The organism is Vibrio sp. VGrn 2, from assembly GCF_009361695.1.
In the GTDB taxonomy this organism is placed as follows: Bacteria; Pseudomonadota; Gammaproteobacteria; order Enterobacterales; family Vibrionaceae; genus Vibrio; species Vibrio diabolicus.
In genome coordinates this window covers 80,216-99,745 of sequence record NZ_RBWD01000008.1, presented here as the reverse complement: position 1 = coordinate 99,745, position 19,530 = coordinate 80,216, and the positions used below count along the sequence as shown (strand labels likewise).

Here is a 19,530-nt window from a genome sequence, read left to right as displayed (position 1 = left end):
ATGAAAAGTCTATATGATATTTCTGAATTTACAGAAAAGAGTGTTGAAGAAATAATAGCCAATTATCTAACTGCACCTAGAAAATATAAAGAATTTAAAATAAAAAAAAGAAATGGTGGGTTGAGAACAATTTCTCAACCTTCAAAAGATGTCAAGTTTTATCAATATGCAATTATAGAAAAGATTCTCAAGAACTTATCCATTCACGATTCTGCTACTGCATATCGAGATTCGAAATCAATTTATCACAATGCTCTACCTCACAAAGGATCATCATGGATTCTTAAGTTAGATTTTAAAGACTTCTTCCATTCAATAAGGCCTGAGCATCTTAAGTCTTTCTTATTGGATGCGTACGAAGACATATCTAGTATAGAGGTTGATATATTAAACCACTATCTGTTCTGGTTAGATAGGACAGACAGGAAGCTCAAACTGAGCATTGGAGCACCTTCTTCTCCAATTATTTCGAATATCGTCATGTACAACTTTGACGAAAGTGTGTGTGATATCTGCTCAAAGTATAGTGTGATTTACACTCGATATGCAGATGATATAACCTTATCAGCAAGTTCGAGAGAGTGTTTGCTAGAAGCTGAAGAAGAGTTAAAGGTACTTATTGAAGAAACACAAACACCATTATTGGTTTTGAATGACAAAAAACGTGTATTAATTGGTAGAAACAGATCAAAAAGAGTAACTGGAGTAGTTATCACTCATGAGAATAAATTATCTGTAGGGAGATATAAACGAAAAAAAGTAAGAGCAATGCTCCACTTATATTTAAATGATAAACTGAATGAACAGGATATTCCCATTTTACATGGAACATTGTCATATATAAAAAGTATCGAATATAACTTCTATAGATCTCTTCGAGACAAGTATGGTGACGCCGTTTTTACTAAGCTGGCTAAGGAATCATTTAAAATTTCCAAGCTAAAATATTACGGCAAAGAAGAATCTGAGGAAGAAAAAACACAAAGTAAGGATGATAATGACATTGTTTTTTAGAGCTTTCTTTTCAGTAATTGGTGCGATTAGTGCTTTGTTGACGATATTTAGTTCTGTTAACAGTCAATTCTCCACCTACTACGCTGGATATGTGATTGAAACCTATATAGGAATTGCTATTCTTAGTTCTATTATATCTTTGATTATAACAAGAGAAAGAAGCAATATAGATGTTAAAATTTCTGATAGAGTTATGTTGAATGTTAAATATGGTGACATATTTGCGGAAAATGGAATTACAGTCATACCTGTAAATGATTTCTTCGATGTATTGGTTGATGATGAAGTTATCTCAAGAAATACTTTACATGGAAAACTAATAGAAAAATACTTTTCAGATGACATTGAACTTCTTGATTCAGAAATTAAGCTTAAACTGAGTAATTATAAGGGTGAATCTGTTCCGAGTAGAGAAGTTGGCAATAAAGTAAAGTATCCACTAGGCACTACCATAAAAATACAAAGAGATAACCAAATATTTTTCCTCGTTGCTTTCACTAGATTTGATGAAAATAATAGAGCCCAATTGACGAACTTAGAATACCAAGAAGTTGTAATAAAACTCATTGATTTTATTGAGAATAATTCAAATGGTTATCCTGTAAATATGCCTTTGCTTGGCTCTGGTCATTCAGGGGTTAAAGCTTCAAAACAACGGTTGCTCGAGTTCTTGATTTTTTCATTAAAGATAAAAGACAATTTAACCCTCGTCAATGGAATTAATTTAGTTTTAGCTAAACCTCTCAAGAAAGAGATTAGTTTGAAATTAATAAAATATTATTATGATGTAACGAACTAATTGCTAAAAGCCAACACTGTTTGGCTTTTTTATTTTCTAGTCCCAAACTGCTTTTTGTAATGATTGTCATCAGCTAGTTTCGTTACTTTGCGGCTTAGTCATTACGGCGTTAGACAACGCTCATTCTGCATAAAGTTTATTCGAGTAGTCAGCGATAAAAAGTCAATCCAGCCTTCTCAAGACTTGCTATTCAAAATTGTTCTGTTTAATACTACTCTTCTGTAAGTTAAGTTCAATGATGTTTGCCATAGCTGAACTAATCCATGATTTGCTAAATCAAGCAAACACTCTAACGTATTTCTGTCCAAAAGCTTGCTGGCGTAGTTCAAAGCAGACACTTGCTTTGGGTTACTCGACTCCAAGTAACTTTATTGCTATGTTTCGCAAAATATATGGAGAATCTCCTGCGCGTTATTTTTCCAGATGCCGTGCAGAGTAATGTATTGATCGGCTGGGGTAAAAATGAAAACCAAAATAATAATGTCGTTTCTACTCGCTTCATTGTGTGTCAGTGTCAGCGCCAGTACGAATGAGCCGAAATACCATTCTGCGCTAACAGTCAAAACGGTATTCAGTGAAGACAGAGACAAGCCTGTAGAAGTCTACTACTGGTATCCCACAACGAACGGAAAAACCAACTTCACGTTTGGTAGGGGTAACATTTTTAAATCAGTCGAAATGCAGTTAGATGCTCCTTTAGCAAGTGGAAAATTTCCCGTTGTGCTTTTGTCGCAGGGCGGAACACGGTCAGCATTTTCCCATAGTGGTTGGATAGCTTCAGGCCTAGCGAAACAAGGTTATATCGTTGTTGTACCAAAGCCTCCTGCACCAAACGAAATCAATGCAGAAATGGCTGTTGATGAAATCACTTTCAGGACTAGTGATTTGGTGCTTGGGCTGAACGAATTAAGTTCGGTCGGGATACTGTCCGGAGGTGTAGATACTGATGAAGTGCAGGGTGTCGGCTTTTTTCTGGGTGGCACATCTATGCTGATGCTCTCCGGAGCGCAAATAAGCCCGGAAAAATATCGAACATCGTGTCACAACGCCACCAATGTAGACTGTCATTGGTTACGTGAAAATAACGTTGATATTACCAACATCCCGGATCAAAAATTCCCCCGATTTCAGTCTGAAAGCAAACTGAAATCGGTCGTCGTTATCAACCCTGAGCTAACGAAAACTTTTGTCCCTGAAACTTTGGCCTTGATGAAAAATACCATCACCGTGGTGACGCTTTCTGATCGGGTACATCCCGCACTGACACCAGCCGAATCACTTGTTGCTCTTCCCAATGTGACATTTCAAGAGATTCCCAGTGCGAGTCAGTTTAGTGCGTTCGCAGAATGTACTGAGCGTGGCATTAAAATTCTCGCATCAGAAGGGGAGGAAGCACTTTGCCAGGAGCGTGACGAGGTTTCCAGAAAGGACAATCACCAGCAAATTTTGGATGTAATTCTGGCTAGCTTAACAAAGTCATAAGAGTGCAACAATGCGGAGCTTTCTTACACATTGTGTGCTTGGACCAGCAAAGCGAGAAGTAAGTTTTTCAGGTTTGTCCCCACAACATATTGCAAGACATACTGATGACTGTATTACTTGCCTTAATTAAGTACTTGTACCAGCATTTTAAAACTCAGAAGAACACACAAAATACCAACGATTTTCTTAAGAACTTTATTTGGGAAATACTCTGCGCAACGCACGCCGAGGCTAGTAGTTAAGTAGCTGCTAATGGAGAAGCTGATCATTGCAGGAAGGTATATGTATCCTAATACTAAGTTGTTCCAATCTGTATTTTCCCATCCGTTTAACATGTAACCGAGGCTTCCTGATAGCGCTATAGGGAAACCTATCGCAGCAGAGGTGCCTATAGCTCGTTTTACCTCAAAATTTTGCTGGACAAGATAGGGGATGATCAACCCCGCACCGCTTATTGAGACAAGTGCTGATACAGAGCCAATCACAGAGCCTACAGTGATGTTACCGATAGCCCCATGTGGGGTCGGGTTGTGCTCATTTTCAGTGTTGAGAAACATCTTATAAGCTACATACAACATGAATACGCAGAAAAAAACTGCCAGATAGATTCCCTGTAGATACGATGCTACGAATGTGGCGCAAAATGTTCCGATTAGAACTCCGCTCAACATTTTTACTACCATTGTCGAGTCTACATTCTCTTTTTTGTAGTGAGCGCGCATGCTGCCCAATGTTGTAATAATCATTGAAGCCATTGATGTCCCTAACGCAAGATGGACCACTTCTGTATCAGCTATTCCCTGTAGTGAAAACAGAAACGCAAAAATAGGGACGGCCATTCCACCACCACCCACACCAACGAGTCCTGCGAGAAAGCCAATGCCCAAGCCTGCTGTAATGTAATAGATAATAAAGATAGGTTCGTTCATGATGGTTCTGCCTTCGATAAAATGGTCGTTGCTAAAATGTTACTCGAACGCTAACTTGCTATGGTAACGTTAAGAGGACAGAAAATAATGAATAATGGCCAAAATGGAATTGAGTAAATAAAGTGACAAACTCTGATTACAGCGAATGGAAAAATGGCGCCGCGTTGATCGCTAAGGAGTGGCAGCATGAAAGGAGCGACTTCAACCATTTGGAGCAACGGCCACATAATTGGCACAGTCATCATCGAGGCCAGTTACTGTGTATAGATGAAGGGCTAATTCAGGTCAAAACCGATGAAGGAACGTGGATACTACCACCTCACCGAGCTGGTTGGATCCCCCCGGGTGCGATGCACAGTGTTTATTTTTGTGGTTCTCTGAAAGGTCGTTCATTACTGTTTACTCCAGAGAGTTGTGAGCGGTTTCCAATGAGACCTTGCGTGATCCAAATGAGCGATGTGTTGAAAGCCCTATCGGTTAGAGCATCGATATGGAGCAAAACAGACGATCTATCCATACAGTCTTTACGTATTCTTGCCGTAATATCTGATGAAATCGTCAATAGCCCTCATGAGTCACTCCACATCCCACAGCCCAGAGATCCGAGACTGCAAAAAGTTACTCAAGCAATTTTAATAGACCCAAACAGCAAACATTCTGTGGAGCATTGGGCAAATATCGGGGCCGTCTCATCTCGGACGTTAAGACGATTGATTCGAAGTGAGTTAAACATGAGTTTTAGTGAATGGCGGCAACAAGCACTGCTAATACATTCGTTAGAAATGATGGCTCGCGGAGAGTCCGTAGGAGCGGTTGCACATGCTTTGGGTTATTCGACGCCCAGTAACTTTATCGCTATGTTTCGTCGGGTCTATGGTGATTCACCCACTCGTTACTTTTCGAGTCGTGGCATATAGTTGCCAAGAGCTTACCTAAATTAGGTTCGTTTTTATGTACTGAGGTTTTACATACATTTACTCACCCAACATAAGCAAGTGCTTCTAGCTTCTTTCTGCCCAAATGAGCTGAAATCAATTTCGAAGTGGATAATAGAGTTCAAGATTTTAAAATACTTAATCTAATGGAAGGCAAGACCACACTCCTACGGTTATTGACAACATAAAGGGGGGAGAATGTTCATTCCTTTGCTTTAAATCTACTTCAAAATTACCCGTTCAACTTGTGCCATACAGGCTCTTTATCGTCTCCCTCAACCACACAATTTTAGGGTTCTGGTTATTGCGCTTGTGCCAAATCATAGTAAATGGAATCAGTAGCTTGTGCTGATAATCTTCCGCAATGGGGATAGGCAACGCTATTAAGTTGGGGTGAAGCTGTTCGCAGTATCGCTGACAATATTTTGGTGCAGTGGTTAACATTTGATGGTCGGGCTTTTCTGCAACAAATAAAGCTTGCTCGAAACTCGCCATCGTTAGGCTAACGTTTCGAGTATATCCCTGTTCAGCCAAGATCTCATCCAATGCCCAACTGTCATTTTTCTCCCATGCTACATTGATGTGGGCATAGCTTAAGAAAGTATCTAAATTCCACTTTTGCTTGAGTGCAGGATGATCCTTGCGGACATACACCATAGGTAAATCCGAGAACAGCACTTCGAAATTAATAAAATACGGGAGCAGTTCTAACGACTCTTTGGAGCGAGGATGGCTTTCACGGCCAGTAAAACCAATATCCACTTCACCGCTGGTAATGGCGTCTAACGAGTCGTAATCCCAGTTATGGAACTTTACCGTTGAATCTGGGTAAAAATCATGGATTCGTTTGGTCAGTTCATCCGCCATGATGAGTGACAATGGCGACTCTACTCCAAGATGAAATTTAACCCCGCTTGGCGCATCATCACCTCGGTGTGAAACAATCTGGTTACCGATCTGCATCCAGTCTGACAAAAGCACTTGCACGTTTGTCGCGAGATTTGTTGGCTTTAGGCCTTGCGGCGTATTCACAAAAAGCGGGTCATCAAACCAAGCGCGCAATTTGCCTAAAGACTTACTCACGGTTGAGGGAGTTACATTAAGTTTTTTCGCCGTTTTAGTAACACTCTGCTCTTGCAGTAGCAATTGCAGAGTGAGCAGTAAATTAAGATCAAGTCGGGCAAGAGATTTCTTCATGAGGCTCACTAACGTTCTGATTTGGAAATAATAATATTATGGAGAGTCCAATAACGCTACTAGCAACCAACGCTATCATTAACATCATCACAGCCGACACACCTAACGCCGCCATCAACCAAATGTAAAGTGCAGACCAAGAAACCTGACCTATGCCAAGCATAGAGCTTGCAAGTCCAGCTTTGCGTGAGAATTGGCTTAACGCTTGACTCATCGCCACACCAAACCCCATAGGGAAACTCATGCTGAGCAGAGTGAATCCTACCATATAAAGTGTCGGACTATCGCTATTCAAGTGAGCCGCGAGAATAACGATAGCCGACAGGAAATTGGTCATTTGTGCAGCGAACATCAATGTGGTTTGTTTGAAGTAAGACAAAGCAAATGGTACTGAAAACGATGTTGCCATACCTACCATTGCGAGTAGTGCCATCGTGGTTGAGTAATCGCCTCGAGTAAAGCCAATCGAATCCATTATTATCATTGGTGACGTATTTACATAAGAGAGAATCGCTGTGACGCCTAAAGATGTGTAAATAACGCGCGATATAAAAAAACGGTTATATAGTGATTCGTTCGAATCTTCACTCACATCTAAAAGTGTGCGCTTGGTTTTAGGCAAGGTTTCTTTTAAGACAAAGCAAGCAATTAAGCCTATCGCAATACCCATCATCGCCATGGCAGTGAATAACACGGGCCACGGAAACTTGATCATAATCAGATTGCCGATCACGGGGGCAAGTACTGGGATAGAACAGATAATTCCATTGAGCATCGATAGAACCTTAGCTCGCTTTGGGTCACCTAAAGTGTCGCGCAAAATGGCGAAGGCCACTACATAGCAACATGCGGCACCTACACCTTGAAAGAAGCGCATTATTAGGAAGCTATTACTGGTCTCAGCAGAGCCCGCGAACATTGATGCAAGGGTAAAAATCACTGCACCGCAAATGGCAACAGGTTTGCGTCCAAAACAATCAGCAGCTCGCCCAACAAAAACCATCGTCGATGCTAGACCAGCGAGGTAAATAGAAAAGGCAATATGAAGTTGTGATTCGCTCGCAGACAGGTCATTGGCGATTTGTGGTAAAGCAACCAAGTAGAGATCTATTGCCGTAGGATAAAGCAACACAAAGGCGAAGCTACATATCAGATATCGGGGTAAATTAATTTGTTCCATTACTACCTCGTGAAGGAATTGGGCTTACGAGGATGATATGCAACATTACTCATCTTGGCGTGTTACCTTTCTGACAACAGGTATTTCCATATACGACATCAGCAACGATTGTGGCTACAGCAGTCAAACGTACACTGAGAAGAACCTGGTATCGGGCGAAAGTAATCTATACAACCGAATCCACAACATTAGCTAAATAGATAACGATGGACATTAGTGAGCTGGAGTTTTCTCAAGCTATATTAAGCTCTCAACACCGAAGGTTTAGATAGTATGATTAAGCCTTTCAAGCGGAGCTGGTCTGTCTCTGCAACCTTAATTTTTCCAAGATACAATGTGTTTTGGCTTTACAGGAGTCAGACTGGCCTGGCTCCTTTTTCCAGTGTTCGTCGCGAACGCTACCATCGTGAGGGTTATAGAAACCATTAACTCATTTTAGTGAAAGGAAATTCCTGCTCCCTACAGTGCTTCTCTCACCAGTCTTCTGTTTGGCTCATTATCTCTAACATCCAGACGCGAAATAGCATAAGATACACGGCCTTTACTAGCACTGAGCCACTCATCGTAATGACAGATAAAACACAGCAAGCGACATTTGCCGATCTTGGCCTGATTCCAACCTTAGTCGAGCGACTAGAAGCGTTAGAATACAGCCAACCGACGCCCATTCAATCTCATACCATTCCTTATATCCTTGAAGGGAAAGACATTGTTGGCGGTGCCAATACGGGATCTGGTAAAACCGCTGCTTTTTCGCTGCCAATTCTGCAAAAAATTGTTCAGCAAAACGAAACAAATCATCGCCGTGGTAACTTCGTTTCTCACCTGATTTTAGTTCCAACTCGTGAGCTGGCATCACAGGTGGCATACAACGTCAAATCTTACTCATACCATCTTAGAGATAAGATCAAAACGGTTGCCGTATTTGGTGGTGTATCGGTGAACCCACAAATGCTGGCGCTTCGTGGTGGCTGTGACATTATCGTAGCTACGCCGGGTCGATTACTTGATCTGGTATCCAGTAACGCGATTAAGTTGGACCAAGTAAAAACGCTCGTGCTCGATGAAGCTGACCGTATGTTGAGCCTCGGATTTACCGAAGAACTTAATAAGATTCTTGCGTTACTGCCAGAGAAGAAACAGACGCTGTTATTTTCTGCTACTTTCCCTGATAAAGTCACGACGCTGGCTCAGCACTTGCTCCGTGACCCTGTTGAAGTTCAGTTGCAGAGCGCAGAAGCCAGCACTTTGGTGCAACGCGTGTTTAGTGTAAATAAAGGTGAGAAAACGGCGGTACTCGCGCACTTAATCAAACAGCATCAGTGGCGACAAACTTTGATTTTTGTGAATGCTAAGAATGCCTGTAACCATTTAGCTCAAAAACTGTCAAAACGCGGTATTACTGCTGAAGTTTTCCATGGTGATAAAGGGCAGGGCGCTCGTACTCGTGTCCTTGACGGTTTTAAGTCTGGCGAGATTCAAGTTCTTATTGCCACCGATATCGCAGCACGTGGCCTTGATATTGAAAAGCTGCCAGTGGTGATTAACTTCGATCTTCCGCGTAGTCCTGCTGACTATATGCATCGAATCGGTCGCAGTGGTCGTGCTGGTGAAGTGGGTCTAGGGCTATCCCTTATCGATTACGATGACTATCACCATTTCAAAGTGATAGAAAAGAAAAATAAGTTCCAACTTGAACGTGAGCAGGTAGAGGGCTTTGAAGTGGAAGACGACCAAAGTGAAGCCTACTTTTTACCGATGAAGCCGCGTGCAAAGCCAGCAGGTACAGGGAAAAAGAAGAAAAAGCGCAATCAATAGAAAACGTAAACTACATGTGAGTTTACTTATGGGAGGCGCTGGAGAAGGGGGCGCACTAGCTTGAGTATTCGCTTCTAGCCATTTCTTTAAAGAACAATAGAGCCTTGCTGGAGCTACCAGTAGGGCTCTATTGCTTTTCAAGGTTATGTACTATCGACGCGTCGGACGTCCACGAGGTGAGCGTTTTTTAAATGCGGATGCAGCTTTAGCTTGTGACTTGAGGATAGAGTCAACGGTTAGCGGCATTGGCTCTTTAGGTTCAAGACCATGAGGGAACGTACGAGCTCTCGGTGGTAAATCATATTCTTCTTCACTTGCGCGTGGCATGCGCTTAAAGCGATAAAGGTAAAAGTTTTCTAATTTTTCTCTCGCCCATTCGGTCTTCTTTAAATACTTCACACTACTTGCAATCGAAGGCTTAGTGTTAAAGCAATTAAAGCGCATTGCTGTATCTAGAATGTCCCAGCCATAAAAATCCACCAACTCTTGCAACATAGTTTCTAGCTTTAACCCGTGCAGTGGGTTGTTCCGTTGCAGTTCGATTCTTTCTTCGTCAGTCATCATTTTAGGGGCCTTACTCATCAAAGGGTGGAGTTTAGCAAAGTATACATTACAGAGATATCTATAGTTAGGCAGCGTGGTTTGGGTTGCAACTCGATTTGATGTTGTTAGTGCGTACTTGCATGAGCAAAATTAACCAATTACTTGTGTGAATACGGATATGTTTTTTCTACCTTGAAAAGCACAGGTGGAGTTGCGACTGTTCCTCTTGTTGAATTGCTGTTCAAAAACTCTCACTAAAGATCAGCGTACTCTAATGTAATGTTAAATCTTTGTGTAATAAGTGAGATTTTTGTTGTTCTTTTACTAATGTCTAATATTCCTACCGATAGCAATACATGCTTAATAGGTTCAAATCAAAAATTAGCCATACCACTTTCTTGGTGTGGCCTCGATGTTTGATGTGGGTGTTGTCTCGTATTGGTCTGTATACCAAGCGAAACTCTAGTTGGCATAGTTCAACGTTGAAATATAACAAAGGATAGCTCAATGTCTGACTCAAGTAAGACCTTTTACAGGGATGTGCGCAAAAAACCGCATGAATTTGAAAGTCGTGAAGACTTTCTAAACCATGATTTAACCATCATGAGCTTTCGTCGCTGGGGTATTCATTTGCCATCACGTGATTACAGTATTGAAATCGAAGACTGGGTGCCTGCATTAGCCGCAACCATTGGTAAAGTGGTTATGGTCACCGCTATGGTTGCTGCCTTTGCTGCTCAGTTCGGTTTATCTCCGGAGTTCGTTGCAGAAAATGTGCGTTACGAATTGCTTATCGCGGGTGCTCTGTTCGTTATTTTGTTTTCTGCCATCCTAAACCCGAATGCAAACCTAGCCGGTACCCACGGCCCAATGATACCGCTGATTCCCATGATTGCTGCTGCAGGAGGGCATCCTCTGGCGCTTGGCTTGATGGTATGTGCTTTTGGCTTAATTCTCGCTTTGACTAAAGGCGGTTCTAAACTCATGACCTTGACTGGCATTGGAGTTCGAGGAGGGTTATTGATCTACCTAGGCGCTGTTGGGGTGCTCGGACAAATTAATAAGACTGAGGCGTGGGCTGCAAGTACAGACCAAGGTTACATTTCGTTTGTTGTCATTGGTCTAACGGTTATGGTTTATGCCTACCTAGCTAAGATCAACAAGCGTTGGTTGGCAATCCCACTGTGCTCTGCACTCGCGGGTATTGTTGCTTATTTGATGGGCGCTGAGTTTGCTTTTACCACAGAACCGGGCCTGCCTAATTTCAGTCCATTCTACTGGTGGGGTGAAGATACAGGCTGGCAACTAGGTTGGCCAACCTTAGAGCACTTTATTGCCGTGACTCCATTTGCGCTACTGGCAGTCGCTATGTGGTCACCTGACTACCTAGGCCATCGTGTGTTTCAAGAACTTAACTACCCAAAAGAGGCGAAAGGCGTGCTAATGGATGTCGACGACACGATGGTCGGAGCGTCTGTTCGTCAGGGGGTTGGCTCACTATTAGGGGGCGGTAACCTGGCTTCTTCTTGGGGTACTTACATGATTCCTGCCGCCATTGCCAAACGTCCGATTCCAGGTGGCGCACTGTTAACGGGGTTCATGTGTATTGCCGCGGCGGTAATTGGTTACCCTATGGATCTAGCGATGTGGGAGCCTGTTCTGCGTGTTGCTTTGATTGTCGGTGTATTCTTACCACTTCTTGAAGCGGGTATGCAGATGATCCACAAGCATAAAGATTCACTCAGTGCAGGTATCTGTATTTTTGCCTGTGCATTCGTTAATCCAGTCTTTGGCTGGGCAATCACTATGCTGCTGGATAACCTTGGACTTATCGGCGACCATGAGCGTGCCAACGAACTCTCGAGAAAAGATAAATACCTGATTCCTGGCACTGCATTTATCGTCTGTGCAGGCTCCCTTGCTGTCGTTGGTCAGCTTCCGGGCATTCCTGCTCTGATCGGTTAATCGAATTACGCTCTAAAGGCATAGTTGGAGTGGTGAGTGATAGGGCTTTCTCAAGCTATGCCTATTTCTCAAAAGTAAAAGATTTGGACTGTGTAGTTAAGCCTTTAAAGAGCATGTAGGGGAAATAAGGCGCAAACAAAAAGCTACCTAGCAATAGGTAGCTTTTTGTATAGACAGTTAGCCTACCAAACGGGGACTAAACAATTGATTCAATGCCGTATTTTGCGCCGTAGTGTTCAACGACAAAATCAATGTCTTTGTCACCGCGACCGGATAAGTTGATAAGAATTGAGCCAGTTTCTCCTTGCTTCGCGAGTTTAATCGCGTAAGCGACAGCGTGTGAAGATTCAATCGCTGGAATAATCCCCTCTTCGCGAGACAGTTCAAAGAAGGCATCAATCGCTTCGTCATCGGTGATTGAGCCGTAATTGACACGGCCAATGTCTTTTAAGTAACTATGCTGAGGCCCAACCGATGGGTAATCTAAGCCACTTGCTACAGAGTACACTTCTTGAGGTTCACCTTGCTCATCTTTGAGCATGTAAGACTTAAATCCGTGCATAATACCTGGCTCACCAAGTGTGAGTGTTGCAGCATGCTCGCCAACCTTTTGCAAAGAGCAGCCCGCTGGCTCGATGCCGTGAATGGCGACTTGTTCATCGTCTAAGAAAGCAGTAAATAGCCCCATCGCGTTAGAACCACCTCCAACGCATGCGACGAGATTATTGGGTAACTTGCCTGTCATTTCTTTGAATTGAACTCGTGCTTCGTTACCGATAATTGATTGGAAATCTCGTACCATTTTAGGGAATGGGTGAGGGCCAACGACAGAGCCTATCGCATAAAGTTGTGTGTCAGGATCTTTTAAGTAGGCTTCGAAGGCAGAATCAACCGCTTCTTTGAGAGTTTTGCGCCCATGAATGGCAGGAATGACATTAGCACCAAGGATTCTCATGCGGACGACATTCGGATGCTCTTTGGCGATATCAACTTCACCCATGTAAATATCGCATTTCAAGCCAACCAATGCCGCGGCTGTAGCAAGCGCAACACCGTGTTGTCCTGCGCCAGTTTCCGCAATCAGTTTCTTCTTACCCATCTTTTTAGCGAGAATGGCTTCTCCTAAGCAGTGGTTAATTTTATGTGCGCCTGTATGGTTTAAGTCTTCGCGCTTTAGGTAGATGTCTGCTCCGTATTTCTTAGACAAGTTTTCTGCATGGAAGATTGGGCTAGGTCGTCCAACAAAGTGCTTATATAGGCGAGCAAGTTCCGCTTTAAATTCAGGATCTTTGCTGCATTCCTCATAAGTTGCGTTGATGTCACGCATGATTTGTTCAAGCTCCGGCGGCACGAAGCTACCACCGTATTCACCAAAGTATCCTTCTTCATTGGGCATGGTGAGATCAAACGAGTTTTTCATTATTTACATCCTAGTTAACGAAAGTATTGATACTTTTATACCCAAAATTTGGAAGAGGTTGTGTGATCAGTTGCTTAAATCAGAATTCGCGATCTAGTGAACTAGTTAAAAAGTACAATTTGTGTAGTTGTTAACGGGTTGGATACAACATAAGGTGGGGTTTAAGAGGCGCAAAAAAGCCCCGAGAGATCCTAGGCTGTCATAAGAACCTCTCGAGGCAAACAGAGTGCTGGAAATACACTCTGCGATGGTGTCTGGAAACAAAAGTTAGATTCGTTTCCTTTGCCAGATATTAGGGTTTTAGAATGAGCTGATGTCAGCGAAATGTCACAAGTTAATCGCGGTATCTAAAGCTTATTTTTTATTTTTGAACAATGGGTTAGAAAATAGACTACAACAGACTAACCTACCGTGTGTTCTGCATCTTTTAAATTGAACATGATCTTTCTTTGTTTCGAATCGACGTCTTTAACTAACACGTGCACTTTCGTCCCTAAAGTAAACGTGGTGCTCTGGCTAGAAATTTTTTGTTTGACTGCATCAAATTCGAACTCACCATTTTGAAAACTTGATAAAGGAATGAGACCTTCGATTCGGTTTTCCTCTAACTCAACAAATACCCCGAAGTGTGTGACTCCAGACACCGTCCCCATGAAGTGTTGCCCGATAAATGGCTTCATGTAATGACATTTCAGTGCTGACTCAACCTCTCGACTCACTTCATCTGCCTGACGAGATTGATGCGAACAGTGCACGCTCAGTTGCTCGATTACTTTTGTATCGTAAGGGTAGTTGTTCGCAGCACCTGTCAATTGACGAATAGGTTTTAGTTTCATGAGCAGACTGCGTAACTTGCCTGTTTTTTGCTCTCGAAGTTTAGCGCGAATGGCGCGGTGAACGAGTAAGTCTGGGTAACGACGAATTGGCGAAGTAAAGTGTGCGTATGCGTCATAGGCTAAACCGAAGTGACCCATATTCTTCGGCGAATACTCGGCTTGACTCTGAGAACGTAGCAGTAGGGTACGAATCACATCACACTCATCTAAATCTCGTACTTGTTCCAGTAATGCGTTGTAGTCATGAGAAGTTGGTTTATCACCACCCGCAAGCGTTAGCCCTTTGTCTGCAAGCATCATTCTTAATGAAGACAGTTTTTTCATCTGAGGACCAGAGTGCACGCGGTATAAGCTCGATATTTTTTGTTGCTGCAAAAATTGAGCGGTGGCAACGTTGGCACACAGCATGAATTCTTCGATCATTCGGTGGGCATCATTTCGAACTACAGGAACGATGGACGCGATTTTCTTTTTATTGTTTAACGTGAATGAAAGCTCTTGCGTGTCAAAATCAATGGCACCACGGACTTGACGTTGACCAGATAGGTTCAAATACAAGCGATGGAGATTCACCAGATGCTGTTTAATGTTTTGTTTTGGGTTCTTACCTTGGTATTTTTTTGCTTCCGTTGATTGGGAAACAATGCGGTAAGCTTCGTTATAAGTTAAACGAGCATGCGAGTGAATGATCCCTTCAGAAAACTCTGAATCTAGCATGTTACCTTCGTCGTCAAAGGTCATCTCACATACCATAACCAATCGGTCTTCATTCGGGTTAAGCGAGCACAAACCGTTAGATAATGTTTCTGGTAGCATTGGTACAACGTATCCGGGGAAGTAAACGGACGTTGCACGAGATTGCGCCTCAAGATCTAAATGGTCGTTTGGCTGAACGTAGTGAGATACGTCTGCAATCGCGACGAATAACTTCCAATGCCCATTGTCCATTTGGTATGCGTAAACGGCATCATCAAAGTCTTTCGCGTCGTCCCCATCGATAGTGACGAACGGTAAATCTCGATAATCCACTCGGGACGTTTTGTCTTTTTCTTCTACGTGATTGCCAAATGCGGAAGCAGCGTGAAGAACTTCATCATCCCAATGGTCATTGATGCCATGTCGACGTAACGCCAATTTAACTTCGATCCCTGCTTCTCCCGGACGCCCTAATACTTCAGCCACTTCAACTGTTGTTGATTGTCTGTGATCTGGATAGGCAGTGACTTTACAATGAACGAGTTTACCGGCACTTTTGGTGATAAGATCATTTGGTGTGACATGAATGGTTTGAGTCAGTTTCGCGCTTTCTGGCACTAGATAGAAGTTCGAACCTTTTCTCTTTAACAAGCCTACGATGTGGGTTGTTTTTCGTTCCACTATTTTGATGAAACGATGATTTGAGCGTCCTTGATGCTGAGCATTGCCTTTCAGAACCAGTACGATATCGCCATCAAACACATGAGTAAGTTGGTGTTTAGGTAAGAAAAGGTCTTTTTCATTACTGTCGTAAGTGACAAAACCAAAGCCGTCTGCGTGAATGCTGACCTTTCCAGAAACCAAAGCGGTTTGATCGACTTTCTTATAACCACGGCGATGCGTGAAAATTAACTGGCCATCGCGCTCCATAGCGCGTAAACGTTTTTTTAAAGCGTCTTTTTGTGGTTTCTCATCTAAGCCAGTAGAGCGAGAAATTTGCTCGTGACTTAAGTGATTTTTAACTTTATCGAATAGGCTAAGGATAACGTCTCGGCTAGGGATAATGTGCTCGTAATTATTAGAATTTATTGATTGTGCGGATATATTTAATTTCATTTTTTTCTCTTATATTCGCCAATCGCTTTTATTTTATAAACTTTATTTATATGAGCAAAGCATGAGGCGAAGTGATTCAGATATGAATCAGATTAATTTAATTCCAAACTGGAATTGCAAGATAGGTAGTGTGATTACCTAAAGATGTATACCAAAGTGACTTTATTGAAAGTGATTAATGACGGTATGGGAGAGGTAAGCGATTTGGGTATATAAACTTAGATAGAGAATAGTAAGGGCGGTAATAAGTGGAAGGGGATGGTGGCACCAACAACGTTGATGCCACACAAAGAATTACAGTGCAGTTACTTCAGCAGCTTGTAAACCTTTGTTACCTTGTTCAACAACGAACGATACTTTTTGGCCTTCAGTAAGAGTTTTGAAGCCTTCAGAAACAATAGAACGGAAGTGAACGAATACGTCATCACCGCCATTGTCTTGAGAAATAAAACCAAAACCTTTAGTTTCGTTGAACCATTTTACTGAACCAGTTAATTTATTAGACATAGATACCTCTATATTTGATTGTTTTAAATATTGAATTTTTAGCTAATATCAAGTGCTACTATATGATTTTAGAGATAACTATTTTGTCGCAGGAACGTAAACGAGGAATTCGATGTGGAACTGAGAGAAACTTTGATCTTTAATTACATTAATAGCTCTTTCCGTAAGAGCTGATGTGCAGTATACCGACAAAATTAATAAAGGCTAGCCTTTTCTTTTTTTATTTTTTAAGTACACCAAGCGCATTGCTTTCAAAGCATACGCTTGGTGTATAAGACGGTATGGTGTTATAAATGGTGCTGAGCGCTTAGTGTTTTCTGGTTGGGCCGGTACGAACAATGTCTTTACCATTGTCATATACGTGCTGCGAAACCCAGCGGCCAAGGAGCAATTGGTGCTTTTCTCCTAATACGGCAACAAATGGACGGCCATCGGTATTAGAGGTGGCTAGCGCAACGCCAGTGACACCTTCAAGACCCAGAGCGCCGCTTTCTACTAAATGCAGAAATGCCTCTAACTCTTCAATCGTTTCGATTACATGGTTATCAATATTCATTGTATTCAATCTCTTCGAATTGCATTGCGGTCGCGTACTCTACCTAAGTTAAGCGTGGAAACCAAGTTTCTGCGTGAGTCATGTAATGAGAGAGCCAAGCCCTGCCACTAATCATCGATAGTTAGTCTCGATAGTCCGGAACTTGTTTAGATTCAATAAAGTGAAAACCCTCGCTGGTTAGACATGAGTCACATAATGTTGTCTGGCTTATGTCAACAATACTTTTGCTATTGGATGGGGTGAAGGGGAGTGCAATAATTTGTGAAACTCTTTTCCTAAAGGCTGTTATGAAGAAAGTCCTGATTACCGGTTTTGAACCTTTTGGTGGTGACGCCATTAACCCCGCCTTAGAAGCGGTCAAGCGATTAGAGGCTGCGGCAATAGAAGATGCCATGATCGTTACTTGCCCAGTTCCTGTGATTCGGTATGAGTCACTGAATACCGTTATTGATGCAATAGAAGCGCACCAGCCAGATTGTGTGATTACCGTTGGGCAAGCGGCTGGACGTGGCGCGATCACCCCAGAGCGTGTCGCAATTAATGTGGATGATTTTCGTATTCCAGATAACGCTGGTCATCAGCCGATTGATGAACCCGTAGTGGCGGACGGCCCAGATGCTTACTTCTCGACACTGCCGATAAAGCGTATTGTTCAAACGCTGCAAAAGCAGGGGATACCTAGCCAGATTTCTAACAGTGCCGGAACATTTGTATGTAACCACCTTTTTTATGGCATCCAACATTATCTAAAAGACAAACCTGTTCGTCATGGGTTTGTTCATATCCCATTATTGCCAGAACAAGCAGTAGATGGCAGTCAGCCTTCCATGTCTCTGGAGATGATAGTCGAAGGGCTAAGGCTGGTGGCTCAAGTTTGTATTGCCAATGAAAACGACATATTGGTCAGCGGCGGGTCGATTTGCTAGTAAGTGTTTTACAGTCCACTAAGTGTCTGAAAGCTAGTAATAAGTTCATCGTTTGATGTTGTAATAAATGTTAGCTTTGTCAAATTTCACAAGTAGCGAAAGGAGTAGCATTGAATAGTCAGGTTGGATGTTGTTCAAACTGGCACTCCCCTAATACAGGAGGTATTAGGGGCTACCCTTACGAAAGGCGAGTTATCATGAAAAGCAACAAAAGTAAGTCTATCGCACTTATCTCTGTCGTTGTTTTCGCATTGGCTATCGCTGCGCTTAAATTCGAAAACACACTCGGAGTTCTTCCCATCGTAGTCGCTATTATCGCGTTTTTTACCTGCGTCATTTACACCAGTATGTATCTTTCTGATATGAAGCGTTCAGAGTTGATAAGTCACTCTGATCATTCTCAAAAAATGTGTACCCAAGCATCACGCAATGAGCTTGATGAGCGCGATAAAAAGCGTTGAAGCGAGTCACATTCTCCGTATACTTTGCGGGAGCATTAATGCACTAACGTGTCGGAGATAAGCATGTCAAATCGAGTACCAACCAACATACTGACCGGATTTTTGGGTGTCGGTAAAACGACCACGATTTTAAATCTACTGAAGAACAAACCGGAAAACGAAAACTGGGCGGTTTTGGTCAATGAATTTGGTGAGATTGGCATCGACGGTGCATTGATGACCGACCAAGGTGCGCTGATTCAAGAAGTGCCGGGTGGCTGTATGTGTTGCACGGCGGGTGTGCCGATGTCGGTCGGTATTACCGCGTTACTGCGCCAAAAACCGGACCGTTTATTGATTGAGCCGACAGGCCTTGGTCATCCAAAACAGGTTATCGCGACGCTTACCTCAGAACAGTATGAACCTTACGTTGATCTAAAAGCGACGATCGCTCTGGTTGATCCGCGTAACTTAAGTGATGAAAAATATCTTTCTAACCAAAATTTCGTGGACCAGTTAGACAGCGCAGATGTGGTTATAGGCAGTAAGGTTGACCTTTGTACCAGTCACGACATTGATGTGTTTAATGACTGGGTGACGGACCAATCTCCCTCAAAAGTATTCAGTAAGCTTATTCATGACGGTGAGTTACCGATAGAAGTCTTGGATATCGAACGGGTTTACGGCAGCGCTTCTTCCCATATCGAGTCACATCATCATGACCATGCTCACCAAGAGCCTCAATTCCAGTTGCCGCCAGGTGAAGCCTTTGTGCGCAAAGAGAACAAAGGGCAAGGGTATTTTAGCTGCGGGTGGTTGTTTGGGGCAGAGTACACGTTTGATTTTGATAAACTTTTCTCAATGCTTTCGGACTTAACGGCGGAACGCGTTAAAGCGGTGGTCAACACGGATCAGGGGTGCTACGCGTTTAATGTTGCAAACCGAGTCGTGTCGGTGAATGAAATCAGCTTAGAAGGGTTTGAATCACGATTAGAAGTGATAGATTCTCAGCTGTTGCCGTGGGATGAACTTGAGCAAATTCTCCTTCAGTTGTCTGGCATCAAGCGTTAAATCGAACAAATGTTAAACGGAAACGGTGAGCCAGCAATCTGTCTGCGTTCGCCGTTTTTGCTTTTGTAGCGTTTCAATGAGAAAAGTGAGATAAATCACT

Annotated in this window: 18 protein-coding genes; 10 read left to right on the top strand and 8 right to left on the bottom strand. The window is 42.7% G+C overall.

Annotation, left to right across the window (positions count from 1 at the left end; translation table 11 throughout):
• From D8S93_RS14540 to D8S93_RS14525, 3 genes are all read left to right on the top strand, one after another.
• On the top strand, nt 1–1,014 hold the full coding sequence (locus tag D8S93_RS14540; RefSeq protein WP_152813923.1) for a retron St85 family RNA-directed DNA polymerase: 1,014 nt from the start codon (nt 1–3) through the stop codon (nt 1,012–1,014).
• Nucleotides 998–1,813 carry a macro domain-containing protein gene (locus D8S93_RS14535; RefSeq protein WP_095661245.1) on the top strand — a complete coding sequence of 272 codons (816 nt, stop codon included), beginning with the start codon at nt 998–1,000 and terminating at the stop codon, nt 1,811–1,813. The genes D8S93_RS14540 and D8S93_RS14535 overlap by 17 nt, the downstream gene beginning before the upstream one ends.
• 462 nt (nt 1,814–2,275) lie before the next feature.
• Complete coding sequence (locus D8S93_RS14525) at nt 2,276–3,295, top strand: alpha/beta hydrolase family protein (RefSeq protein ID WP_152813921.1); 1,020 nt, start codon at nt 2,276–2,278, stop codon at nt 3,293–3,295.
• A gap of 122 nt (nt 3,296–3,417) precedes the next feature.
• Here the strand turns inward: D8S93_RS14525 and D8S93_RS14520 are convergent, their stop codons facing one another.
• Complete coding sequence (locus D8S93_RS14520) at nt 3,418–4,224, bottom strand: sulfite exporter TauE/SafE family protein (protein WP_152813919.1); 807 nt, start codon at nt 4,222–4,224, stop codon at nt 3,418–3,420.
• A 122-nt stretch (nt 4,225–4,346) separates the two neighbouring features.
• On the opposite strand from D8S93_RS14520, the gene D8S93_RS14515 reads away from it, so the two are divergent.
• Nucleotides 4,347–5,141 (top strand): AraC family transcriptional regulator, encoded by a 795-nt coding sequence (locus D8S93_RS14515; protein WP_170902612.1) that lies wholly within the window; start codon nt 4,347–4,349, stop codon nt 5,139–5,141.
• 258 nt (nt 5,142–5,399) lie between these two features.
• On the opposite strand, the gene yidZ is transcribed toward D8S93_RS14515, so the two are convergent.
• Nucleotides 5,400–6,356, bottom strand: a complete 957-nt coding sequence (yidZ, locus tag D8S93_RS14510) for an HTH-type transcriptional regulator YidZ (protein WP_152813917.1) — start codon at nt 6,354–6,356, stop codon at nt 5,400–5,402.
• Entirely contained in the window at nt 6,331–7,536 is a 1,206-nt protein-coding gene (locus D8S93_RS14505) for an MFS transporter (RefSeq protein ID WP_152813916.1), read from the bottom strand. The genes yidZ and D8S93_RS14505 overlap by 26 nt, the downstream gene beginning before the upstream one ends.
• Before the next feature lie 37 nt (nt 7,537–7,573).
• On the opposite strand from D8S93_RS14505, the gene D8S93_RS24840 reads away from it, so the two are divergent.
• Together D8S93_RS24840 and D8S93_RS14500 are read left to right on the top strand one after the other, a co-directional pair.
• Nucleotides 7,574–7,732 (top strand): hypothetical protein, encoded by a 159-nt coding sequence (locus D8S93_RS24840; protein WP_193621615.1) that lies wholly within the window; start codon nt 7,574–7,576, stop codon nt 7,730–7,732.
• Between the two features lie 371 nt (nt 7,733–8,103).
• Nucleotides 8,104–9,354: a DEAD/DEAH box helicase gene (locus D8S93_RS14500; protein ID WP_152813913.1), complete on the top strand. Its 1,251-nt coding sequence runs from the start codon at nt 8,104–8,106 to the stop codon at nt 9,352–9,354.
• A 150-nt stretch (nt 9,355–9,504) separates the two neighbouring features.
• On the opposite strand, the gene D8S93_RS14495 is transcribed toward D8S93_RS14500, so the two are convergent.
• Nucleotides 9,505–9,918, bottom strand: coding sequence for a VF530 family DNA-binding protein (locus D8S93_RS14495; protein WP_005391068.1), 414 nt, complete (start codon nt 9,916–9,918; stop codon nt 9,505–9,507).
• A 486-nt stretch (nt 9,919–10,404) separates the two neighbouring features.
• Between D8S93_RS14495 and D8S93_RS14490 the strand changes: the two genes are divergently transcribed.
• On the top strand, nt 10,405–11,862 hold the full coding sequence (locus tag D8S93_RS14490) for a DUF3360 domain-containing protein (protein WP_152813911.1): 1,458 nt from the start codon (nt 10,405–10,407) through the stop codon (nt 11,860–11,862).
• A 196-nt stretch (nt 11,863–12,058) separates the two neighbouring features.
• Here the strand turns inward: D8S93_RS14490 and trpB are convergent, their stop codons facing one another.
• From trpB to D8S93_RS14470, 4 genes are all read right to left on the bottom strand, one after another.
• Nucleotides 12,059–13,282, bottom strand: coding sequence for a tryptophan synthase subunit beta (trpB, locus tag D8S93_RS14485; protein WP_152813909.1), 1,224 nt, complete (start codon nt 13,280–13,282; stop codon nt 12,059–12,061).
• A gap of 401 nt (nt 13,283–13,683) precedes the next feature.
• A complete protein-coding gene (gene rnr / locus D8S93_RS14480) occupies nt 13,684–15,930 on the bottom strand; it encodes a ribonuclease R (protein ID WP_152813907.1) in 2,247 nt (748 codons plus the stop codon).
• 294 nt (nt 15,931–16,224) lie between these two features.
• Nucleotides 16,225–16,437 (bottom strand): cold-shock protein, encoded by a 213-nt coding sequence (locus D8S93_RS14475; RefSeq protein WP_005375644.1) that lies wholly within the window; start codon nt 16,435–16,437, stop codon nt 16,225–16,227.
• A gap of 307 nt (nt 16,438–16,744) precedes the next feature.
• Nucleotides 16,745–16,993, bottom strand: a complete 249-nt coding sequence (locus tag D8S93_RS14470) for a hypothetical protein (RefSeq protein WP_152813905.1) — start codon at nt 16,991–16,993, stop codon at nt 16,745–16,747.
• A gap of 287 nt (nt 16,994–17,280) precedes the next feature.
• Between D8S93_RS14470 and pcp the strand changes: the two genes are divergently transcribed.
• The 3 genes from pcp to D8S93_RS14455 all read left to right on the top strand — a co-directional run bounded on the left by pcp (nt 17,281) and on the right by D8S93_RS14455 (nt 19,430).
• Entirely contained in the window at nt 17,281–17,919 is a 639-nt protein-coding gene (gene pcp / locus D8S93_RS14465) for a pyroglutamyl-peptidase I (RefSeq protein WP_152813904.1), read from the top strand.
• A gap of 197 nt (nt 17,920–18,116) precedes the next feature.
• The gene (locus tag D8S93_RS14460) at nt 18,117–18,380 is read left to right on the top strand and encodes a hypothetical protein (protein WP_134645831.1); all 264 of its coding nucleotides are present in this window, start codon (nt 18,117–18,119) and stop codon (nt 18,378–18,380) included.
• Between the two features lie 63 nt (nt 18,381–18,443).
• Nucleotides 18,444–19,430, top strand: coding sequence for a CobW family GTP-binding protein (locus D8S93_RS14455; RefSeq protein ID WP_152813902.1), 987 nt, complete (start codon nt 18,444–18,446; stop codon nt 19,428–19,430).
• Nucleotides 19,431–19,530 lie beyond the last annotated feature (100 nt).